This window comes from Verrucosispora sp. WMMC514, from assembly GCF_027497295.1.
GTDB lineage: Bacteria > Actinomycetota > Actinomycetes > Mycobacteriales > Micromonosporaceae > Micromonospora > Micromonospora palythoicola.
In genome coordinates, this window is the sequence record NZ_CP114906.1 from 4,386,740 (window position 1) to 4,403,639 (window position 16,900).

At 72.3% G+C, this 16,900-nt stretch carries 13 protein-coding genes; 6 read left to right on the plus strand and 7 right to left on the minus strand.

The window, feature by feature from the left end; all coding sequences use genetic code 11:
- Nucleotides 1-55 precede the first annotated feature (55 nt).
- The 3 genes from O7597_RS20490 to O7597_RS20500 form a co-directional block, all read right to left on the minus strand.
- Nucleotides 56-724, minus strand: a complete 669-nt coding sequence (locus O7597_RS20490) for a polysaccharide deacetylase family protein (RefSeq protein WP_269739141.1) — start codon at nt 722-724, stop codon at nt 56-58.
- Nucleotides 725-818: 94 nt separating this feature from the next.
- The gene (locus O7597_RS20495; RefSeq protein ID WP_281580432.1) at nt 819-2,012 is read right to left on the minus strand and encodes an endo-1,4-beta-xylanase; all 1,194 of its coding nucleotides are present in this window, start codon (nt 2,010-2,012) and stop codon (nt 819-821) included.
- A gap of 421 nt (nt 2,013-2,433) precedes the next feature.
- Entirely contained in the window at nt 2,434-4,056 is a 1,623-nt protein-coding gene (locus tag O7597_RS20500) for a glycoside hydrolase family 43 protein (RefSeq protein ID WP_281580433.1), read from the minus strand.
- 252 nt (nt 4,057-4,308) lie between these two features.
- Here O7597_RS20500 and O7597_RS20505 point away from each other — a divergent pair, with 252 nt between their 5' ends.
- From O7597_RS20505 to O7597_RS20520, 4 genes are all read left to right on the plus strand, one after another.
- Nucleotides 4,309-5,601 carry an extracellular solute-binding protein gene (locus O7597_RS20505; protein ID WP_281580434.1) on the plus strand — a complete coding sequence of 431 codons (1,293 nt, stop codon included), beginning with the start codon at nt 4,309-4,311 and terminating at the stop codon, nt 5,599-5,601.
- A gap of 99 nt (nt 5,602-5,700) precedes the next feature.
- A complete protein-coding gene (locus tag O7597_RS20510; RefSeq protein ID WP_281580435.1) occupies nt 5,701-6,738 on the plus strand; it encodes a LacI family DNA-binding transcriptional regulator in 1,038 nt (345 codons plus the stop codon).
- Between the two features lie 128 nt (nt 6,739-6,866).
- A complete protein-coding gene (locus O7597_RS20515; RefSeq protein WP_281580436.1) occupies nt 6,867-7,880 on the plus strand; it encodes a LacI family DNA-binding transcriptional regulator in 1,014 nt (337 codons plus the stop codon).
- Nucleotides 7,881-8,155: 275 nt separating this feature from the next.
- Entirely contained in the window at nt 8,156-9,184 is a 1,029-nt protein-coding gene (locus O7597_RS20520; protein ID WP_281580437.1) for an NAD-dependent epimerase/dehydratase family protein, read from the plus strand.
- A gap of 5 nt (nt 9,185-9,189) precedes the next feature.
- Here O7597_RS20520 and O7597_RS20525 read toward each other — a convergent pair whose 3' ends face one another.
- Nucleotides 9,190-10,164 (minus strand): nitroreductase, encoded by a 975-nt coding sequence (locus tag O7597_RS20525; protein WP_281583286.1) that lies wholly within the window; start codon nt 10,162-10,164, stop codon nt 9,190-9,192.
- A 266-nt stretch (nt 10,165-10,430) separates the two neighbouring features.
- Between O7597_RS20525 and O7597_RS20530 the strand changes: the two genes are divergently transcribed.
- Complete coding sequence (locus O7597_RS20530; RefSeq protein ID WP_099846899.1) at nt 10,431-11,069, plus strand: response regulator transcription factor; 639 nt, start codon at nt 10,431-10,433, stop codon at nt 11,067-11,069.
- A 10-nt stretch (nt 11,070-11,079) separates the two neighbouring features.
- On the opposite strand, the gene O7597_RS20535 is transcribed toward O7597_RS20530, so the two are convergent.
- Both O7597_RS20535 and O7597_RS20540 read right to left on the minus strand, forming a co-directional pair.
- Nucleotides 11,080-12,753: a GAF domain-containing sensor histidine kinase gene (locus O7597_RS20535; protein ID WP_281583287.1), complete on the minus strand. Its 1,674-nt coding sequence runs from the start codon at nt 12,751-12,753 to the stop codon at nt 11,080-11,082.
- 122 nt (nt 12,754-12,875) lie between these two features.
- Entirely contained in the window at nt 12,876-13,883 is a 1,008-nt protein-coding gene (locus tag O7597_RS20540; RefSeq protein WP_269739134.1) for a nitroreductase family protein, read from the minus strand.
- 175 nt (nt 13,884-14,058) lie between these two features.
- Here O7597_RS20540 and O7597_RS20545 point away from each other — a divergent pair, with 175 nt between their 5' ends.
- Nucleotides 14,059-15,981: a heavy metal translocating P-type ATPase gene (locus O7597_RS20545; protein ID WP_281580438.1), complete on the plus strand. Its 1,923-nt coding sequence runs from the start codon at nt 14,059-14,061 to the stop codon at nt 15,979-15,981.
- A 24-nt stretch (nt 15,982-16,005) separates the two neighbouring features.
- On the opposite strand, the gene O7597_RS20550 is transcribed toward O7597_RS20545, so the two are convergent.
- On the minus strand, nt 16,006-16,893 hold the full coding sequence (locus tag O7597_RS20550; RefSeq protein WP_281580439.1) for a universal stress protein: 888 nt from the start codon (nt 16,891-16,893) through the stop codon (nt 16,006-16,008).
- Between the last annotated feature and the right edge of the window lie 7 nt (nt 16,894-16,900).

Below are 16,900 nucleotides of genomic sequence, written 5' to 3' on the forward strand. Positions count from 1 at the left end.
CCGAACGGATCCACCGAGCGGCGGCCCGACGTACGCCCGACAGCGCGACGGCCGGTCAGCGGCCGTCGGCGCTGGTGGGCAGGGCGAAGTGCCAGCCCTCCGCGTGCAGGGCGGGAATCGCGCGGTCGACGGCGTCGACGGTCTGGCTACGGTCGCCGCCGCCGTCGTGCAGCAGCACCACGGCGCCCGGCGCGACGCCCTCGACGAGACGCCGCAGCAGTTCGTCCGTGCCGGGCGGTTCCCAGTCGGTGACGGCGAGCCGCCAGCCCATCGGTCGCATCCCGAGTGCCGTGGCCACGCCGGGCGTCTGGCCCCAGGCACCGTACGGCGCCCGGAAGTAGGGGACTCGGACGTGCGGGACCGCGTGCCGGATGACCGCGTTGGTCTCCAGCAGGTCCGAGGCGATCCGGCCGGCGGCCCAGGATCCCATGTCGTGGTGGTGCATGCTGTGGTTGCCCAGCGCGTGTCCGGCCGCGACGATCCGGCGGACCAGCTCGGGGTGCTCGATGACCCGGTCGCCCTGAAGGAAGAAGACCGCCCGCACGTGGTGGGCGGCCAGGACGTCGAGCAGGTGCGGGGTGTGCTCCGGGTGCGGTCCGTCGTCGAAGGTGAGGCAGATGACCCGGTCGGTGCCGATCACCTCGGTGGGCCGTACCGGCGGCGGTCCGACGCCCGACCCGGACGCGGCAGGCGGGGGACGCAGGGGCTGCATGGTGGACGACATCGGTCGGACCTTCCGCTGGTGGGCCGTGTGGGGCGCTCGGCGCCCCACACGGCCCGCTGGTGGTGGATGGCTGGTCCGCCCGCCGCGACGAGGATCAGCGGCGGGGCTTGGGTGCGATGCGGGGCAGGACGAACGGCGGACCGGCGAGGATCAGGTCGGACTTGATCTCGTGGTAGGCCAGCTTGGGCTGGTAGTTCTCGTCCATGATGGTGGCCAGGCCCTCCGGCGGGTCGTCGAACCAGCCCGGCACCCAGGAGTGCTTGTCGCTGAAGCCCCAGACGGTGTACGAGAGGCAGCTGCGGACGAGCAGGCAGGCCTTCATCAGCACGCTGTGGTTGGCGGCCGACGCCTGCAACCTGGGGTTGATCTCCTCGGAGTTGCCGGCCTGGACCGCCTCGGTCATCTGGCTGCGGACGTCGACCTCGGTGAACGCGGTCGCCACACCGAGCGAGGTGAACTTCTTCAGCGCCTCGGTCACCTGGAAGGTGTTGAAGTTGCCGTACTGGGTGCCGAGGTGGCCCTGCGCGCCGACGCCGTCGATCGGTACGCCCTGGGCGCGCAGCCGCTTGACCATGTCGTAGACGAACTGGGTCTTGTCGTCGGCCGGGTTGCCGGAGCCGAACGCCTCGATGTTGTAGTCGTTGTAGAACAGCAGCGCCCTGGGGTCGGCGGCGCGGGCCCACCGGAACGCGTCGGCGATGTAGCCGGGCCCGAGGTTCTCGGCCCAGAAACCCTTGTAGTGCAGGGTGGGCGGGGTGTCCCAGGGGTCGCTGACCGCCTCGTTGACGACGTCCCACTGCCAGATCTTGCCCTTGTAGCGCTTGACCACCGTGGTGATGTGCTTGCGCAGCAGCTCGCGCAGCTCCTGTTTGCTGATGGAGCCGTCGGCGACCCCTTCGGTCAGCCACTGCGGCAACTGGTTGTGCCAGACGAGCACGTGACCCCGTACGCTCTGGCGGTTGCGCTTGGCGAAGTTGACGAGCTGGTCGGCCGCCTCCCAGTCGTAGGTGCCCCGGGTGGGTTCGAGGCTTTCCCACTTCATGGCGTTCTCCGCGGTGACCGAGACGAACTCGGACGCGGCGATCTTGCGGTATTCCGGGTCGGCGGTGTCGTTGAGGGCGTCCGCGCTGACCGCGGTGCCGATCTGCAGGCCGTGGCGCAGGCCGAGGGCGCCCAGGGTCTGTGCGGTCGGGTCGTACGGCCGGCCGGCCGTGGCCGGCACCATGTTCAATGTCGCTGCGGTCGCGACGGCGACCGCACCGACGGCCATCCACCGTCTCAACTTCATCTGCATTCCTCTCGATCTTCGATCGACATATGTCGATCATGAAGTGCCGGGTTCGGACCGGTGCTGAGCAGGTTGGCAGCGCTGGCGGCGCTCTGGCCGGACGTGACACGTGCCGGAAAGGGCGCCGATATTTTTCCGAATGTCGATCGGTAACTTGGCCGAAACGTTAGGGCCATCGATGCCCGCAGTCAACCACGAAGACTTCCGGAAGTCGGCCGTGTGCACTGCTGGAACGTCCGGTTTACAACCGGAAACTTCCGGATCCAGCTCCGGCTTCCCGACTCGCTGAGGCCGCCGCCCGTGCCGGAAGTGGCCGGGCCGGCTCGCTCCCGCGGGTTCCGTGGACGGGGTCGAGCCGGCCCGGGGCCGGGTGCCCGCCGGCGGTGGGTCGATCGGAGGGCGGGCGGTAGGTCGACGCGGATCAGTGTTCGAGATAGGTGGCGTGATCGAAGTCGGCGTAGCGGCCGTCGCCGCCGATGTCCTGCACCCAGAGACCGAGCAGAGCGCCGGTGAAGCCCCAGGCCGCCGGTTCGCCGTCGACGATCCGGGCCGCGTGCTCGTCCGAGAGGATGGTGGCGTCCAGCTCGACCGGCAGCCACTGCCAACCGTCACCCAGGTCGTACGCGAAGCGCAGCACCGGCCCGTCGAAGGTGACCCGCAGGCCCACCCGCAGCCGGCCGCCGGTGTCGACGGTCAGCTGTGGATACGCGGTGCGGTGGCCACCGTCGCAGCTGAGCAGCTCCAGCACGGAGCGTCCGTCGTCGGCCCGGGTCAGGTAGAGGTGGTGCCAGTTCTCGGTGTTGTAGTAACCGGTGATGCCCGCCAGATGCCGGTGGTCGCCCGGGTCGAACTCGACGACGGTCTCCAGCGAACAACACACCGCGCCCACCGGCCGTGCCACCAGACTCGGCGTCTGCTTACCGACGGGGGACTGGCCGCCGTGCACCCGCAGGTGCGAGGGGCGGGAGCGCAGGTCGATCCAGTCGTCGGTCGCCGGGCGACGCAGGGTCGACCAGCCGGCACCCAGGCGCGGGGCGTCGAAGTGGTCGGTGACCGGCTCGTCGGGCCACGGATGGGCCGGCAGGTCCGGGGCGGGGATCTCGTCGGCCGGCACCCGGCCGGACACACACGGCCAGCCTCCCGGCGACCAGTCGACCTTCTGGATAGCGGTCTCCCGACCGAGGACGCAGTTGCCGAGCGGAGTGTAGGGACGGCCCACCAGGTGGGCCAGGTACCACTCGCCACGCTGGGTGCGCACCAGGCTGCCGTGGCCGGCCTTCTGCAGCGTCAGGTCCGGACGGCCGACCGAGGTGAGCAGCGGTCCGGCCGGGTCCACCTCGTACGGTCCGAACAACTCCCGTGACCGGGCCACCGTGACCTGGTGCTCCCAGCTGGTGCCACCCTCTGCGGTGACCAGCCAGTACCAGCCGTCGTGCCGGTAGAGGTGCGGTCCCTCGGTCAGACCGACCTCGGTGCCGGTGAAGATGATCCGGGGTCGGCCGACCAGTTGCCGCCGGGTCGGGTCATACTGCTGAATCTCGATGCCACCGAAGCGGTCGCGCCCCGGCCGCCAGTCAGCACTCATCGCCAGCAGCCAGGAGGTGCCGTCGTCGTCGTGGAACAGCGCGGCGTCGAAGCCGTGCGAGTGCAGCCGTACCGGGTCCGACCACGGTCCCGTGATGGTCGGCGCGGTGGTGAGGAAGTTCTGTGCGTCCCAGTAGCCGCTGGCGAAGCTGGCGACGTCGCTGTAGACAAGGTGGAACAACCCGTCGTGGTACGTGAGGTCGGGTGCCCAGATCCCGTTGGAGTCGCCGCAGCCGCGCAGGTCGAGCAGGCGGCGTTCGGTGATGATGCCGCCGAGTTCCCGCCAGTGGACGAGGTCTCTCGAGTGGTGCACCCGGACCCCGGGATACCACTCGAAGGTCGAGGTCGCCAGATAATAGTCGTCATCGACCCGCAGGATGGACGGATCCGGATGGAAGCCGGTCAGAACGGGGTTGCGGATCGACCGGACGATGGCGACGTCTGCGATCTCGGTCGACATGTTCGACTCCTTCAGGTCACGATCCCGGTTTCCTCCCGGAAATACTCCGGAAATACCGGGATGGCGCTCACGGTATCGGCTGACGTCCGCTCGCGACACCCCCTTGACCGGCGACGCAAGCCCGTCGTAACGTGCCGGCCATCACGTCGAAAATACCGGTATCGAAGCGAAACTTGCGATCCCGCTTTCATGGCCGCCGCTGATCGCGGTGGTGTTCCCTCCGCGTTACTACGCCTCCCGAAGGGATTAACCATGACATCGCACCTCACCCGCCGGTCGCTGCTGGGGCTGGCCGGCGCGGGCGCCGGCGCGCTCCTGCTCGGCGCCTGCGGGGATGGGGACAGCGGCGCTTCCGCGAGCCCGCAGAAGATCAGATGGTGGCACGTCCAGGACGCCGAGCCGATGCTCGGCGTCTGGGCTGATCTGGCCCGGCAGTACGAGGGCGCACACACCCACGTCACGATCGACGTGCAGCCGCTCGAGGTCGAGGCGTTCAAGACCAAGTTGAACGGCGCGGTCAAGGCCGCGCTGCCGCCGGACCTGTTCCAGTCGTGGGGTGGCGGCGCACTGCAGCAGCAGGTGGAGGCCGGCCTGGTCAAGGACATCACCAGCGAGGTCCAGGGCTGGATCGGGCAACTGCTGCCCGCCTCGTTGCAGCCGTACACGGTGAACGACAAGATTTACGGCATTCCGTTCGACATCGGCATGGTCGGCTTCTGGTACAACCGGGACCACTTCGCCAAGGCCGGCATCGAGACGCCGCCGAAGACCTGGGGCGAACTGCTGCAGGTGGTCAACAAGCTCAAGGCCGTCAACATCGCCCCGATCGCGCTCGGCGGCAAGGACAAGTGGCCCGGGCACTACTACTGGGCGTACCTGGCGATGCGGATCGGCGGTCTCGAGGCGCTGCAGCAGGCGGCCGAGGACCGTAACTTCGACACCCCGGTCTTCGTCGCCGCCGGCGAACGCCTCCGCGAACTCGTCGACATGCAGCCGTTCCAGAAGGGCTACCTGCGCGCGGAGTACGGGTCCGAGACCGGACAGGCCGCGACGATGGGCAACGAGGAGGCCGCCATGGAGCTGATGGGCCAGTGGGCACCGTCGGTGCAGGCGTCCTCCTCGACCAGCAAGCGTGGCCTCGGTGACCGACTCGCCTTCTTCCCGTTCCCGGCGGTCGAGGACGGCAAGGGCTCGGCCACCGACGCGTTCGGCGGCGGCAACGGCTTCGTGGTCGGCCGCGACGCGCCGCCCGCCACCGTGGACTTCCTCCGGACGCTGCTGCAGGCGAGGAACCAGCGCCGGGCCGCGCAGACCGGCGCGGTGCTGCCCACCAACCAGGCCGCGGCCGGCGGGATCAAGGATCTGAACAACCAGGTCGTGGCGGCGAACCTCGGCATCGCGACCGGCTTCCAGCTCTACCTCGACCAGGCGTACCCACCGGCGGTGGGCGCGCAGGTCAACGAGAGCGTGGCGCAGCTGATCGCCGGCACCAAGCGGCCGGACCAGATCGTCAAGGACATCACCAGGGTGGCCAAGAAGCAGTAACGGGCGTCGTCGGCGCTCGGGCACCGCGCCGCCGCCGTCCGTCAGCTCGTCGGCGATCCCGCCGGCAGCGTCGAGGGATGAGCGAAGTAGGGAGGGCGCATGGCTGCCAACGACAACCGGACAGTGACCATCGCGGCCATCGCCCGCCTGGCGGGAGTGTCGGTGCCGACGGTGTCCCGGGTGATCAATGGTCGTTCGGATGTGGCTCCGCAGACCCGTGAGCGGGTGGAGGAGTTGCTGACGCGGCATGGTTACCGGCGTCGGCCGCCGAGTATGCGGGCCAGTTCGGGGTTGGTGGACCTGGTCTTCAACGACCTGGACAGTCCGTGGGCGGTGGAGATCATCCGGGGTGTGGAGGATGTGGCGCACGCGGCGGGGGTGGGCACGGTCGTGTCGGCCATCCACCGGCGCTCGTCCTCGGCCAAGCAGTGGCTGGACAACATCCGGACCCGGTCCACCGAGGGGGTCATCTTCGTGACCTCCACCCTCGAACCGCCGCAGCAGGCGGAGCTGCGCCGGCTCAACATCCCGGCCGTGATCGTCGACCCGGCGGGTGTCCCCGCCCAGGACGCGCCGACCATCGGCGCCACGAACTGGGCGGGGAGCCTGCGGGCGACGGAGTATCTGATCGGGCTGGGGCACCGGCGGATCGGGTTCATCGCCGGGCCGCCGCAGTTGATGTGCAGCCGGGCCCGGATGGACGGCTACCGGGCCGCCCTGGAAGCCGCCGGGATCCCGATCGACGACCGGTTGATCCAGGCGGGCAACTTCTACCACGAAGCCGGGTTCTCCGGTGGGGCGCGGTTGCTGGGGCTGACCGAGCCGCCGACGGCGATCTTCGCGTCGAGCGACCAGATGGCGCTGGGCGTGTACGAGGCGGTCCGGCAGCGGGGTCTGCGGATGCCGGACGACATCAGCGTGGTCGGCTTCGACGACCTGCCGGAGGTGCGGTGGTGCTCGCCGCCGTTGACCACGGTGCGGCAGCCGCTGGCCGAGATGGGCATGCTGGCGGCGCGTACGGTGTTGCGGCTGGCCCGGGGCGAGAAGGTGGAGAGCCCTCGGGTCGAACTGGCCACCGAACTCGTCATTCGGGACAGTTCGTGCGCGCCACGGGCCGACCGGGGGTCCTCGGAGTGAACTGCGCCAACTACCGATAGTCGAGTGAAATTTCCGGCACTAGGGTGTGGGCGGGCGGCCGGTTGCCCGTCCTGGCCGCCCCGGGGCATGGTGCGGGCTGTCGCCGTACCGGTTGGGTGGGAAGTGTCGTGGTTGCCAGAGACACCCGGAAGATCACCATATCCGCGATAGCGGACCTCGCGGGAGTGTCGGTGCCGACGGTGTCCCGGGTGATCAATGGTCGTTCGGATGTGGCTCCGCAGACCCGTGAGCGGGTGGAGGAGTTGCTGACGCGGCATGGTTACCGGCGTCGGCCGCCGAGTATGCGGGCCAGTTCGGGGTTGGTGGACCTGGTCTTCAACGACCTGGACAGTCCGTGGGCGGTGGAGATCATCCGGGGTGTGGAGGATGTGGCGCACGCGGCGGGGGTGGGCACGGTCGTGTCGGCCATCCACCGGCAGACCTCCTCCGCGGAGCAGTGGCTCGACGGCATGCGCCGCCGGGGCACCGAAGGCGTGATCTTCGTGACCTCGATGGTCGAGCCGCCCCTGCAGGCCGAGCTGCGTCGGCTGAGCATTCCGGTGGTGATCGTCGACGCCGACGGTCTGCCGGCCCGGGAGGCGCCGACGATCGGCGCCACGAACTGGGCGGGGGGCCTGCGGGCGACGGAGTATCTGATCGGGCTGGGGCACCGGCGGATCGGGTTCATCGCCGGGCCGCCGCAGTTGATGTGCAGCCGGGCCCGGATGGACGGCTACCGGGCCGCCCTGGAAGCCGCCGGGCTGGCCTTCGACGAGGACCTGGTCTGCCCGGGCGACTTCTACCACGAGGCCGGTTTCAACGGCGGGTTGCGGTTGCTGGGGCTGACCGAGCCGCCGACGGCGATCTTCGCGTCGAGCGACCAGATGGCGCTGGGCGTGTACGAGGCGGTCCGGCAGCGGGGTCTGCGGGTACCGGACGACATCAGCGTGGTCGGCTTCGACGACCTGCCGGAGGTGCGGTGGTGCTCGCCGCCGTTGACCACGGTGCGGCAGCCGCTGGCCGAGATGGGCATGCTGGCGGCGCGTACGGTGTTGCGGCTGGCCCGGGGCGAGAAGGTGGAGAGCCCTCGGGTCGAACTGGCCACCGAACTCGTCGTCCGGGACAGCGCCGCACCGGCCTGACCGGCTACCGATATTTTTCCGGAAGTTGTTGACGTCGCATCCGGTGGGGCCGACGATGGGACTCGCCGTCCTTTCACCAAGGAACTGGCTGGTGGTGCCCGCCGTGCCCGCGGCACCGCCCGGCCGTGTCCGGCGGACGCCCACGCCGTCCGCCGGACACGGCACCCACTTCCCACCCGAGCCGGTGCGGGCCGTCGCCGGCTTCTGCCGTTGGCAGATCCGCTGACGGTGAACGAGCCGCCCGGACAGCGCCGACGAGGGGCAGGGTGGCTCACATGAAACTCCTCATGCTGGGCGGGTCGGGATTCGTGGGTGGGGCGGTGGTCGCCGAGGCGACGCACCGGGGCTGGGCGGTGACGGCGTTCAACCGGGGGCGGCACGGGGCGCCTCCGGCTGGCGTACGGCACCTGGTGGGTGACCGCACCACCGCCGACGGGTTGGCCGCGCTGACCGAGGGGGAGTGGGATCTCGTCGTCGACACCTGGGACGGTGCGCCCCGCGTCGCCCAGGCGACGGCGCGGATGCTGGCCGGCCGGGTCGGACACTACGTCTACGTCTCCAGCGGTTCGGTGTACGCCCAGCCGGTGCCGGCCGGCGTGACCGAGCAGGCCCCGCTGGTGGAGGCCGCTGCGGACGACATCGACGGTGACTACCCGATGCTCAAGGCCGGTGCCGAGCGGGCCCTGCGCGCGGTGCTCGGCGACCGGGTACTGCTCGCCCGGGCCGGCCTCATCCTCGGTCCGGGTGAGGACATCGGTCGGCTGCCGTGGTGGCTGAACCGTCTCGCCCAGGGCGGTGAGGTGCTCGCGCCCGGCCCGGTGGACCTGCCCGTGCAGTACGTCGACGTGCGCGACCTGGCGGCCTTCCTGCTGGATGCCGGGGCCGCCGGCCAGGCCGGAGCGGTGAACGTGGTGAGCCGACCCGGGCACACCACCATGGGCGAACTGCTCACCGCCGGTTTGGCGGCCACCGGCGCTGCCGCCCGGCTGCGCTGGATCGACCCGAAGCGCCTGCTCGCCGCCGGGGTGGAACCGTGGAACGATCTGCCGATCTGGATCCCGCCGGGGCACGAGTACCGGTGGATGCAACAGATGGACGTCACCCGTGCGTACGCCGACGGACTCGACTGCCGCCCGGTGACCGAGACCGTCGGCGACACCTGGGCCTGGTTACGCCGGGTGGGTTCGGTGCCGGCCCGGGCCGGTCGACCGGCCCGGCCGCCGGTCGGTCTGGACCCGGTCCGGGAGGCCGGCCTGCTCGCGGCCTTGGCCACCGACCCTCCGTCCCCGGTGCCACCCCGCTGACGTCGCTAGGCGAGGGATACCGGCAGGTCCAGCACCTCGTCCACCGAGCGGCGGGGGGTGGGCCAGCCCGGCTGGCCGTACCCGATCCGCATCACCATCTGCGGCGTACCGAACCGTCCCAGCGACAGCCGGAGCTGCTCCCGGGCCGACGGCACCTCGATCGGTTGGGACAGCATCGACACCGACAGCCCGGCGTCGGTGGCGGTCAGCAGCACCCGCTGCAACGCCTGGCCCGCGACCACCTGGTCGACGGCGGTGTTGCCGGCGGAGCCGAGCACCGCGACCAGCGGCTCCGGCTCGAAGTCCCGCCCTGGTGCCCGCTGGGTGCCACCGAAGCCACGCGACGGAAGCAGATCCTGTGGCTCGGCCCGGGGGCCGCTGGCGGTCACCGGGACACCGTCCGGCTCGGTGCCGGCGCGTACCCACGCCTCGCGCTCCGCCCGGTAGGCGGGGTCGCGTTCGAGGACCCGGTGTGCGCCGCGAGCGATCTCGGCGAAGGCGTTGACCGCGCTCACCCCGATCAGCAGTTCCAGCCAGCAGTGCTCGGCCCGGGCCGCCTCACCCAGTCGCCAACGGGAGTCGGCCGGGACCGGGTCGGGCCAGAACGGGGCACGGTTGCTGAACCGGCGCGGGATGGCCGCGTAGAGGCCCTGCTCGGCGGGGCTGGGTCGGCGCGGCAGGTCCGGCACCAGCCGGGCCAGCACGTCCGGCTCCGACGGGTACGGGCGCAGTCGTACCGTCGCCGGTGCGCCGGCCACCGCCAGGGCCAGGCGCAGGTTGAACAGCGCCGCTCCACCGGCGACGCGGGCACCCCAGCCGCTCGGGTCGGTGGCGGGCAGCCGTCGGGTCGGGTCGAGGAGCACCTCGATCCCACCGTCACGCAGCCGGAACCGCCACGGCTGGACGTTGTGCAGGGACGGTGCACGGACCGCGTCGGTCGCGGCGGCCCGCAGTTGTTCGACGGTGTAGCCGGTCTCCATGGTCGTGCCCCCTCGCATCCGCCTGGTACCTCCCCACGGTGCGCCCCACCCACCCCCACCCAGCAGGGCCACACGTCCCGAACCCCCAGGACCCCCCGCCTCCCCGGCCTCCCCCCAGCTCTCGATGATCATGAAGTTGTTGCCCGACGCGCCGAGGTGAGGTGGTGACAACTTCATGATCGACTGCCCGGAGGGGGGCGGGGTGGGCGGGGAGGTTGGGACTTTCGGCCCGGGTGGGGGCGGGTGGGAGGGGGTAGAAAGGGGGGATGATCCGGGTGTTTCTGCTTGACGACCATGAGGTCGTCCGTCGTGGTCTGGCCGACCTGCTGCATGCCAGTGGGGACATCGAGGTGGTCGGTGAGTCCGGTTCCGCACCGGAGGCGGCCCGCCGGATTCCGGCGCTGCGGCCCGACGTGGCGATTCTCGACGCCCGGCTGCCCGACGGCAACGGCATCGATGTGTGCCGGGACGTACGGGCCGTGGACTCCTCGATCAAAGGGCTGATCCTGACCTCGTACGAGGACGACGAGGCGCTGTTCGCGGCGATCATGGCTGGTGCCTCCGGGTACGTGCTCAAGCAGATCCGGGGCACCGACCTCGTCGACGCGGTACGCCGGGTGGCGGCCGGTCAGTCGCTGCTGGACCCGGCGATCACCACCCGGGTGCTGGATCGCATCCGCAGCGGCGTGGAGCAGCCCCGCGAGCTGCAGTCCCTCACCGAGCAGGAGCGGCGCATCCTGGAGTACGTCGCCGAGGGACTGACCAACCGGGAGATCGCCAGCAAGATGTTCCTGGCCGAGAAGACGGTGAAGAACTACGTCTCCAGTGTGCTGGCCAAACTCGGTCTGGAGCGACGCACCCAGGCCGCGGTGCTGGCCACCCGCCTGCTGGGCAAGACGCACTGACCAGTGCGGCTCAGGCCCCCAACGGCACCGACCAGTGCAGCTCCGTGCCGTGCGGCTCGGCCTCGCGTACCTCGAAGGTGCCGCCGTGCCGTTCGGCGCGTTCGCGCAGGTTCACCAGTCCGCCCCGGGCGGCGGCCGGGTCGCAACCCACGCCGTTGTCGGTGACGGTGACGGCGACCCGGGCGGCGTCGACGCGTACCGCCACCGACACCGCCGTGGCCTCGGCGTGGCGTACGGCGTTGGACAGCGCCTCGCGGAGCACGGCGGCGAGTTCGGGGCGGACCTCGTCCGGCACGGCGCTGTCGATCGGCCCGGTCAGCTCCAGCCTCGGGCGGAAACCAAGTGCCTCGGCGGCGGCCTCCACCGCCTCGCGGATCTCGGTGCGCAGCGCCGCGCTCATCGGGGTACGCAGCTCGAAGATGGTGCGGCGGATGTCCTTGATGGTGGTGTCCAGGTCGTCGACGGCGGCATTGATCCGCTTGGCGACCTCCGGCCGCGCGGTCAACGGCACCGCGCTCTGCAGTTGCAGGCCGGTGGCGAACAGCCGTTGGATCACCACGTCGTGCAGGTCCCGGGCGATCCGCTCGCGGTCCTCCAGCACCACCAGCTGCTCGCGTTCCTCCTGGCCGCGGGCGCGTTCCATGGCCAGCGCCGCCTGACCGGCGAAGCTGCCCAGCAGGGCCACGTCGTCGTCGGTGGCGCCGCCGTGGTCGACGCGGTGCGCGATCACCAGCACACCGTGCAGAGTGTCGGCGGTGGCCAGCGGGGAGATCACCGCCGGTCCGGTGTGCAGCACCGCCGGCCACGGCGCGGCGTGGGCGAGATCCTCCACCGAATCATGCCGGCCCGCGACGACCGGACCGGCGAAGCTGGTGTCGGCGGCCGGCAGCACCGTGCCGACCAGCGCGCGGGCCTGGGTGCCGACGCCGTCGACGACCTCGACGGTGAAGTGCTCCGCATCCTCGTCGTAGAGCAGCACCAGGGCGAGTTCGGCCTCGGCGACCTCGCGGGCGCGCCGCGCCACCAGGGTCAGTGCGTCGGTACGGCGCACCTCGCCGAGCAGCAGTGAGGTGATCTCGGCGGTGGCGGCGAGCCAGCGTTCCCGCCGGTGGGCCAGCGCGTACAGCCGGGCGTTCTCGATCGCCACGCCGGCCGCACCGGCGAGCGCGACGACGATCTCCTCGTCGTCCTCGGTGAACTCGACGCCGCCCTGCTTCTCGGCCAGGTAGAGGTTGCCGAAGACCTGGTCGCGGATGCGTACCGGCACGCCGAGGAAGGTGTGCATCGGCGGATGGTGCGGCGGGAAGCCGTACGAGTTCGGATGCTGGGTGATGTCCGGCATCCGCACCGGTTTCGGTTCGTCGATGAGCAGGCCGAGCACCCCTCGGCCGTGCGGCAGGTCACCGATCTTCGCGTGCAGCTCCGGGGAGATGCCGTGGGTGATGAAGTCGTGCAGCATCCGGTCGGGACCGATCACCCCGAGCGCGCCGTAGCGGGCCCCGGCCAGGTCGCAGGCCGCCTGGACGATGCGCCGCAGGGTGCTGCGCAGATCGAGGTCGGTGCCGATGCCGACGACCGCGTCGAGCAGCGCCCGTAGGCGTTCCCGGCTGGTCACCACCTCGCCGACGCGATCCAGCATCTCCTGGAGCAGCTCGTCCAGGCGGACTCGGGACAGTGGGCTCAGGCCGAGCGACGGTGGCTCGTGCCGGGGGTTGGGTGCACCGACGGTCACCCGGCGATGCTAACCGGCGACCGGCCGCGCGGAAACGCCCGACGCCGGCTGGCGGGGTGTCCGGGACAGCGCGGTCAGGCGGCGTCGCCGGCCACCGCCGAGGTGTCCACCACCTGCTCGCGGGGCAGTCGCGGGGTGTGCGGTGGGCCGGCGTGCGCCGGGTCGGCGACCCCCAGGCGCAGGCCGAGGTACGGCTGGCCGAGCCCGGCGAGCAGCTGGCGCAGGGTCTGCCGGGTGGCCGGCACCTCGACCACCCCGCTGAGCGGGACCATCGAGACACCCAGTCGGGTGGCGGCCAGCCAGGCGGCCGACAGCGCCTCCCCGGCCCGCAGCCAGTCGACCGGCTCGTCCTGGTCGCCGTAGAGCACCGCGTAGGACGCCGCCCGGTCGTGTCCCGGCCCGACCGGCAGCGTGCCGGCGCGACCGAAGTCCCGCCCCGGCACGGTGGTCTGCGCGGGCTGCTCCGGCAACACCTCGGGAGGCAGCCCGGTGTCGCCGGCACGGCTGGTCCAGTACTCCAGCTCCTCCCGCAGCCGGGAGTCCTCCGCCTCGACCGTGGCGGCCTGCGAGGCGGACGCGGCCAGTTGCAGCATCTGGTCGCGGTCGAGGACCTCCAACCGGGCACCCTCCGCGACGGCGGCCGCCGCGATGGCGCTCAACGAGTCGTCGGAGACCGGCTCGTCGCTTACCGGACGCCGGTCGGTGTGCCGCACCTGCATGCACTGCACCGCCCGCATCGCGTCCGGGTCGGCGCCGGTGGCCCGTGGCTCGGTGAGCCGGGCGAGCAGGTCGGGGTCGCCCGGGTCGGGCATCCGCCGCACGGTGGTCGCCCACCCCTCGGCGGCCAACGCCAGCCGGGCGTGGTGCAGCGCCGCACCGCAACTGAGGGTGACCAGCTCGCCCTCCGGGTCGGTGGCGGCCAACCTGCTGTCGCGGACCACCCGCAGCTCCAGCGCGTCGGGCAGCACCCGCCAGCGCCACGGCTGGCTGTTGTGCACCGACGGCGCGTGACCGGCCATCGCGGCGGCCTCCGCGAGGGCGGTGGTCAGCGGGCGGTGGGTAGCCGGCGTCTGGTGGCTCATCCTCACGACCTTTCCGTCTCTGCCCATCGTGCCGCACCTCGGTACGGCTGTGGGCGCGGTCCGGTTCATCGTGCGTCATCGGCCGCCGCGTCGCACAATCCGCACGTCCTCACCCGGGGGGACGTGTGGCCCGCGTTCCGCCGCGACCGCCCGGTCCGGCTGAGACGATCCGCAGGTGGGTGAGCAGCGGTCGGCAGGTGACCGGGGCGAGGGCGAGTGCCTGCCGGACCAGCCGGTGCGTCCGCAACCCGGGGGTTCCGGTCGGCGCCGGAACTGGTGGCTGTGGACTCCGCTGACCGGACTGACGCTGCTGGTGCTGGCCGGTGCGGCGGTGCGACCGGCCGGGCTTCCCGGCGTCGCCGACGCGCTGTGGGCGGTGGCCACCCTCGCGGCGCTGCTGCCGGCGGCCGTGGCGGTGCTGCGGGACCTGCTGCGGCGGCGGTTCGGCGTGGACGTGATCGCCGTGCTGGCGCTGGGCGGCGCACTTGTCGTCGGCGAGTACCTGGCCGGTGCGGTGGTCGCGGTGATGCTGGCCACCGGACGGACCCTGGAGGCGTACGCGCAGCGCCGGGCGACCCGTGATCTGCGGGCGCTGCTGGAGCGCGCACCCCGTACCGCCAGGCGGCGCACCGCCGACGGTGCTGTCGAGGAGGTACCGGTGGACCGGGTGGCGGCCGGTGACCGGTTACTGGTCGGTCCGGGTGACGTGGTCGCCGTCGACGGTGTCACCGAGACCGCCTCGACGCTCGACGAGTCGGTGGTCACCGGGGAGTCCCGGCTCGTCGAGCGGCCGGCCGGGGCCCGGGTGGCCAGCGGCGTGGTCAACGCCGGACCCGCGTTCGGCTTGCGGGCCGCGGAGAGCGCCGAACGCAGCACGTACGCCGGCATCGTCCGGCTGGCCGAGGAGGCGACCGCCCGCAGGGCACCGACGGTGCGACTGGCCGACCGGTACGCCGCCGCCTTCGTGCCGTTCACGTTGGCGCTGGCCGGGTTGGGCTGGGTGCTCTCCGGCGACTTCCTCCGGGCGGTGGCGGTGCTGGTGGTGGCCACGCCGTGTCCGTTGCTGCTGGCCACCCCGATCGCCATCGTCTCCGGGTTGTCCCGGGTGGCCCGACGCGGGGTGCTGGTCCGCGACGGAGGTGCGCTGGAGGTCCTGGGCCGGGCGCGCACCCTGCTCGTCGACAAGACCGGGACGCTGACCGCCGGCCGTCCCCGGGTCGCCCACCTCGTCGTGGCTCCCGGCGGCGACCCCGACGAGGTGTTGCGGTTGGCCGCCTCGGTGGAGCAGTTGTCCTCGCACGTGTTGGCGGCGGCGCTGGTGCGCGCCGCCGGGGAGCGCGGTCTTCGGCTGGTCACCCCGGCCGAGGTGACCGAGGAGCCCGGCCGGGGGGTGAGCGGGCGGGTGGACGGCCGGCGCGTGCGGGTCGGCCAGTTCGCCGGTGAGTTGCCGCAGTGGGCCGAGCGGGCCAGCCGTCGGGCCGGCGCGGCGGGACACTCGCTGGTCTGGGTGGCCGAGGAGACCGGGCCGCTCGGCGCTGTCCTGCTGGAGGATCCGGTACGCCCCGACGCCCGCCGGACCGTGGCTCGGCTGCGTGCCGCCGGCCTCACCCGGATCGTGATGGTCACCGGCGACCGGCCGGAGGACGCCCGCCGGGTCGCCGACGCGGTGGGCGTCGACGACGTGCTGGCCCGGTGCACGCCGCAGGAGAAGGCGACCCGGGTCCGAGCCGAGGCGGGCCGGGCGGTGACCGTGATGGTGGGCGACGGGGTGAACGACGCCCCGGCGCTGGCGGAGGCCCAGGTCGGCGTGGCGATGGGCGCCACCGGGGCGACCGCCTCGGCCGACGTCGCCGACGCGGTGCTCAGCGTCGACCGCCTCGATCCGCTGGCCGACGCGGTCGAGGTGGCCCGGTACGCCCGTCGGATCGCGGTGCAGAGCGCCACGGTCGGCATGGGGTTGGCGCTGCTCGCGATGGGCTTCGCGGCGGCCGGTCGGCTGCCGCCCGTGGCGGGCGCGTTCCTGCAGGAGGGCATCGACGTGCTGGTGATCCTCAACGCGCTGCGCGCGCTCCGCGGCGGTTCCCGTGGGCCGGCCTGACCGCGGCCGGCCCACGGTGCACCATCAGCGCTCCCGCACCACCGCGACCGGGCAGTGGGCGTGCTGGAGAAGTTGCTGGCTGACCGAGCCGAGCAGCATGCCCCGCAGCCCGCCGCGCCCCCGGCTGCCGACGACGATCAGCTGCGCGTTGCGGCTGGCGTCGACGAGCAGACCGGCCGGCGCGGCCGCGGCGGTCTCGACGGTCACCTCCACCTCGGGGAAGGTGTCCTGCCAGCGGTGCAACGCCTCGTCCAGCTCGGCACGCTGGTCGGCGAGCGCCGCGTCGCGGGCCTGCTCGCCGCGCAGGCCCCACTGGTCCCGTGGCGGCTGCCAGGCCCGCACCACGTGCAGCGGTACCCGACGCAGGGCGGCCTGTTCGACGGCGAAGCCGAGGGCCAGCAGCGACTGTTCGGAGCCGTCCACCCCGACCGCGACGTGCCCGGTCCGCTCGCTCTCGGCGGGTCGGCGACGGACCACCACCACCGGGCAGTGCGCGTGCGCGGTGACGGCGACGGCGGTCGACCCGGCGAGCAGACCGGCGAAGCCACCGTGACCACGGCTGCCCAGCACCAGCAGGCCGGCCTGCGTCGATGCCTCCTCGAGGATCAGGGCGGGCGGACCGTCCAGCACCTCGCCGCGTACGTCCAGGCCCGGATGGGTGGCGGCGGCGTCCGCGACGGCCTTGCCGACCAGTTCCTCGACCTGCCGGCGGGCCTGCTCGTCGGGCCACATCCCCGGCGTGACGCCCGGACCGACCCAGCCGGCCACGGTCAACCACTCGAAGACGTACGCCAACCGGACCGGCCGGCCGTCGCGGCGGGCCTGATCGAGCGCCCACTCCAGGGCCGTCGCGGCGTCCGGGGAGCCGTCGTAGCCCACCAGGATCTCCGCGTCCGCGCCGTGCTCGCTCATGACGGGC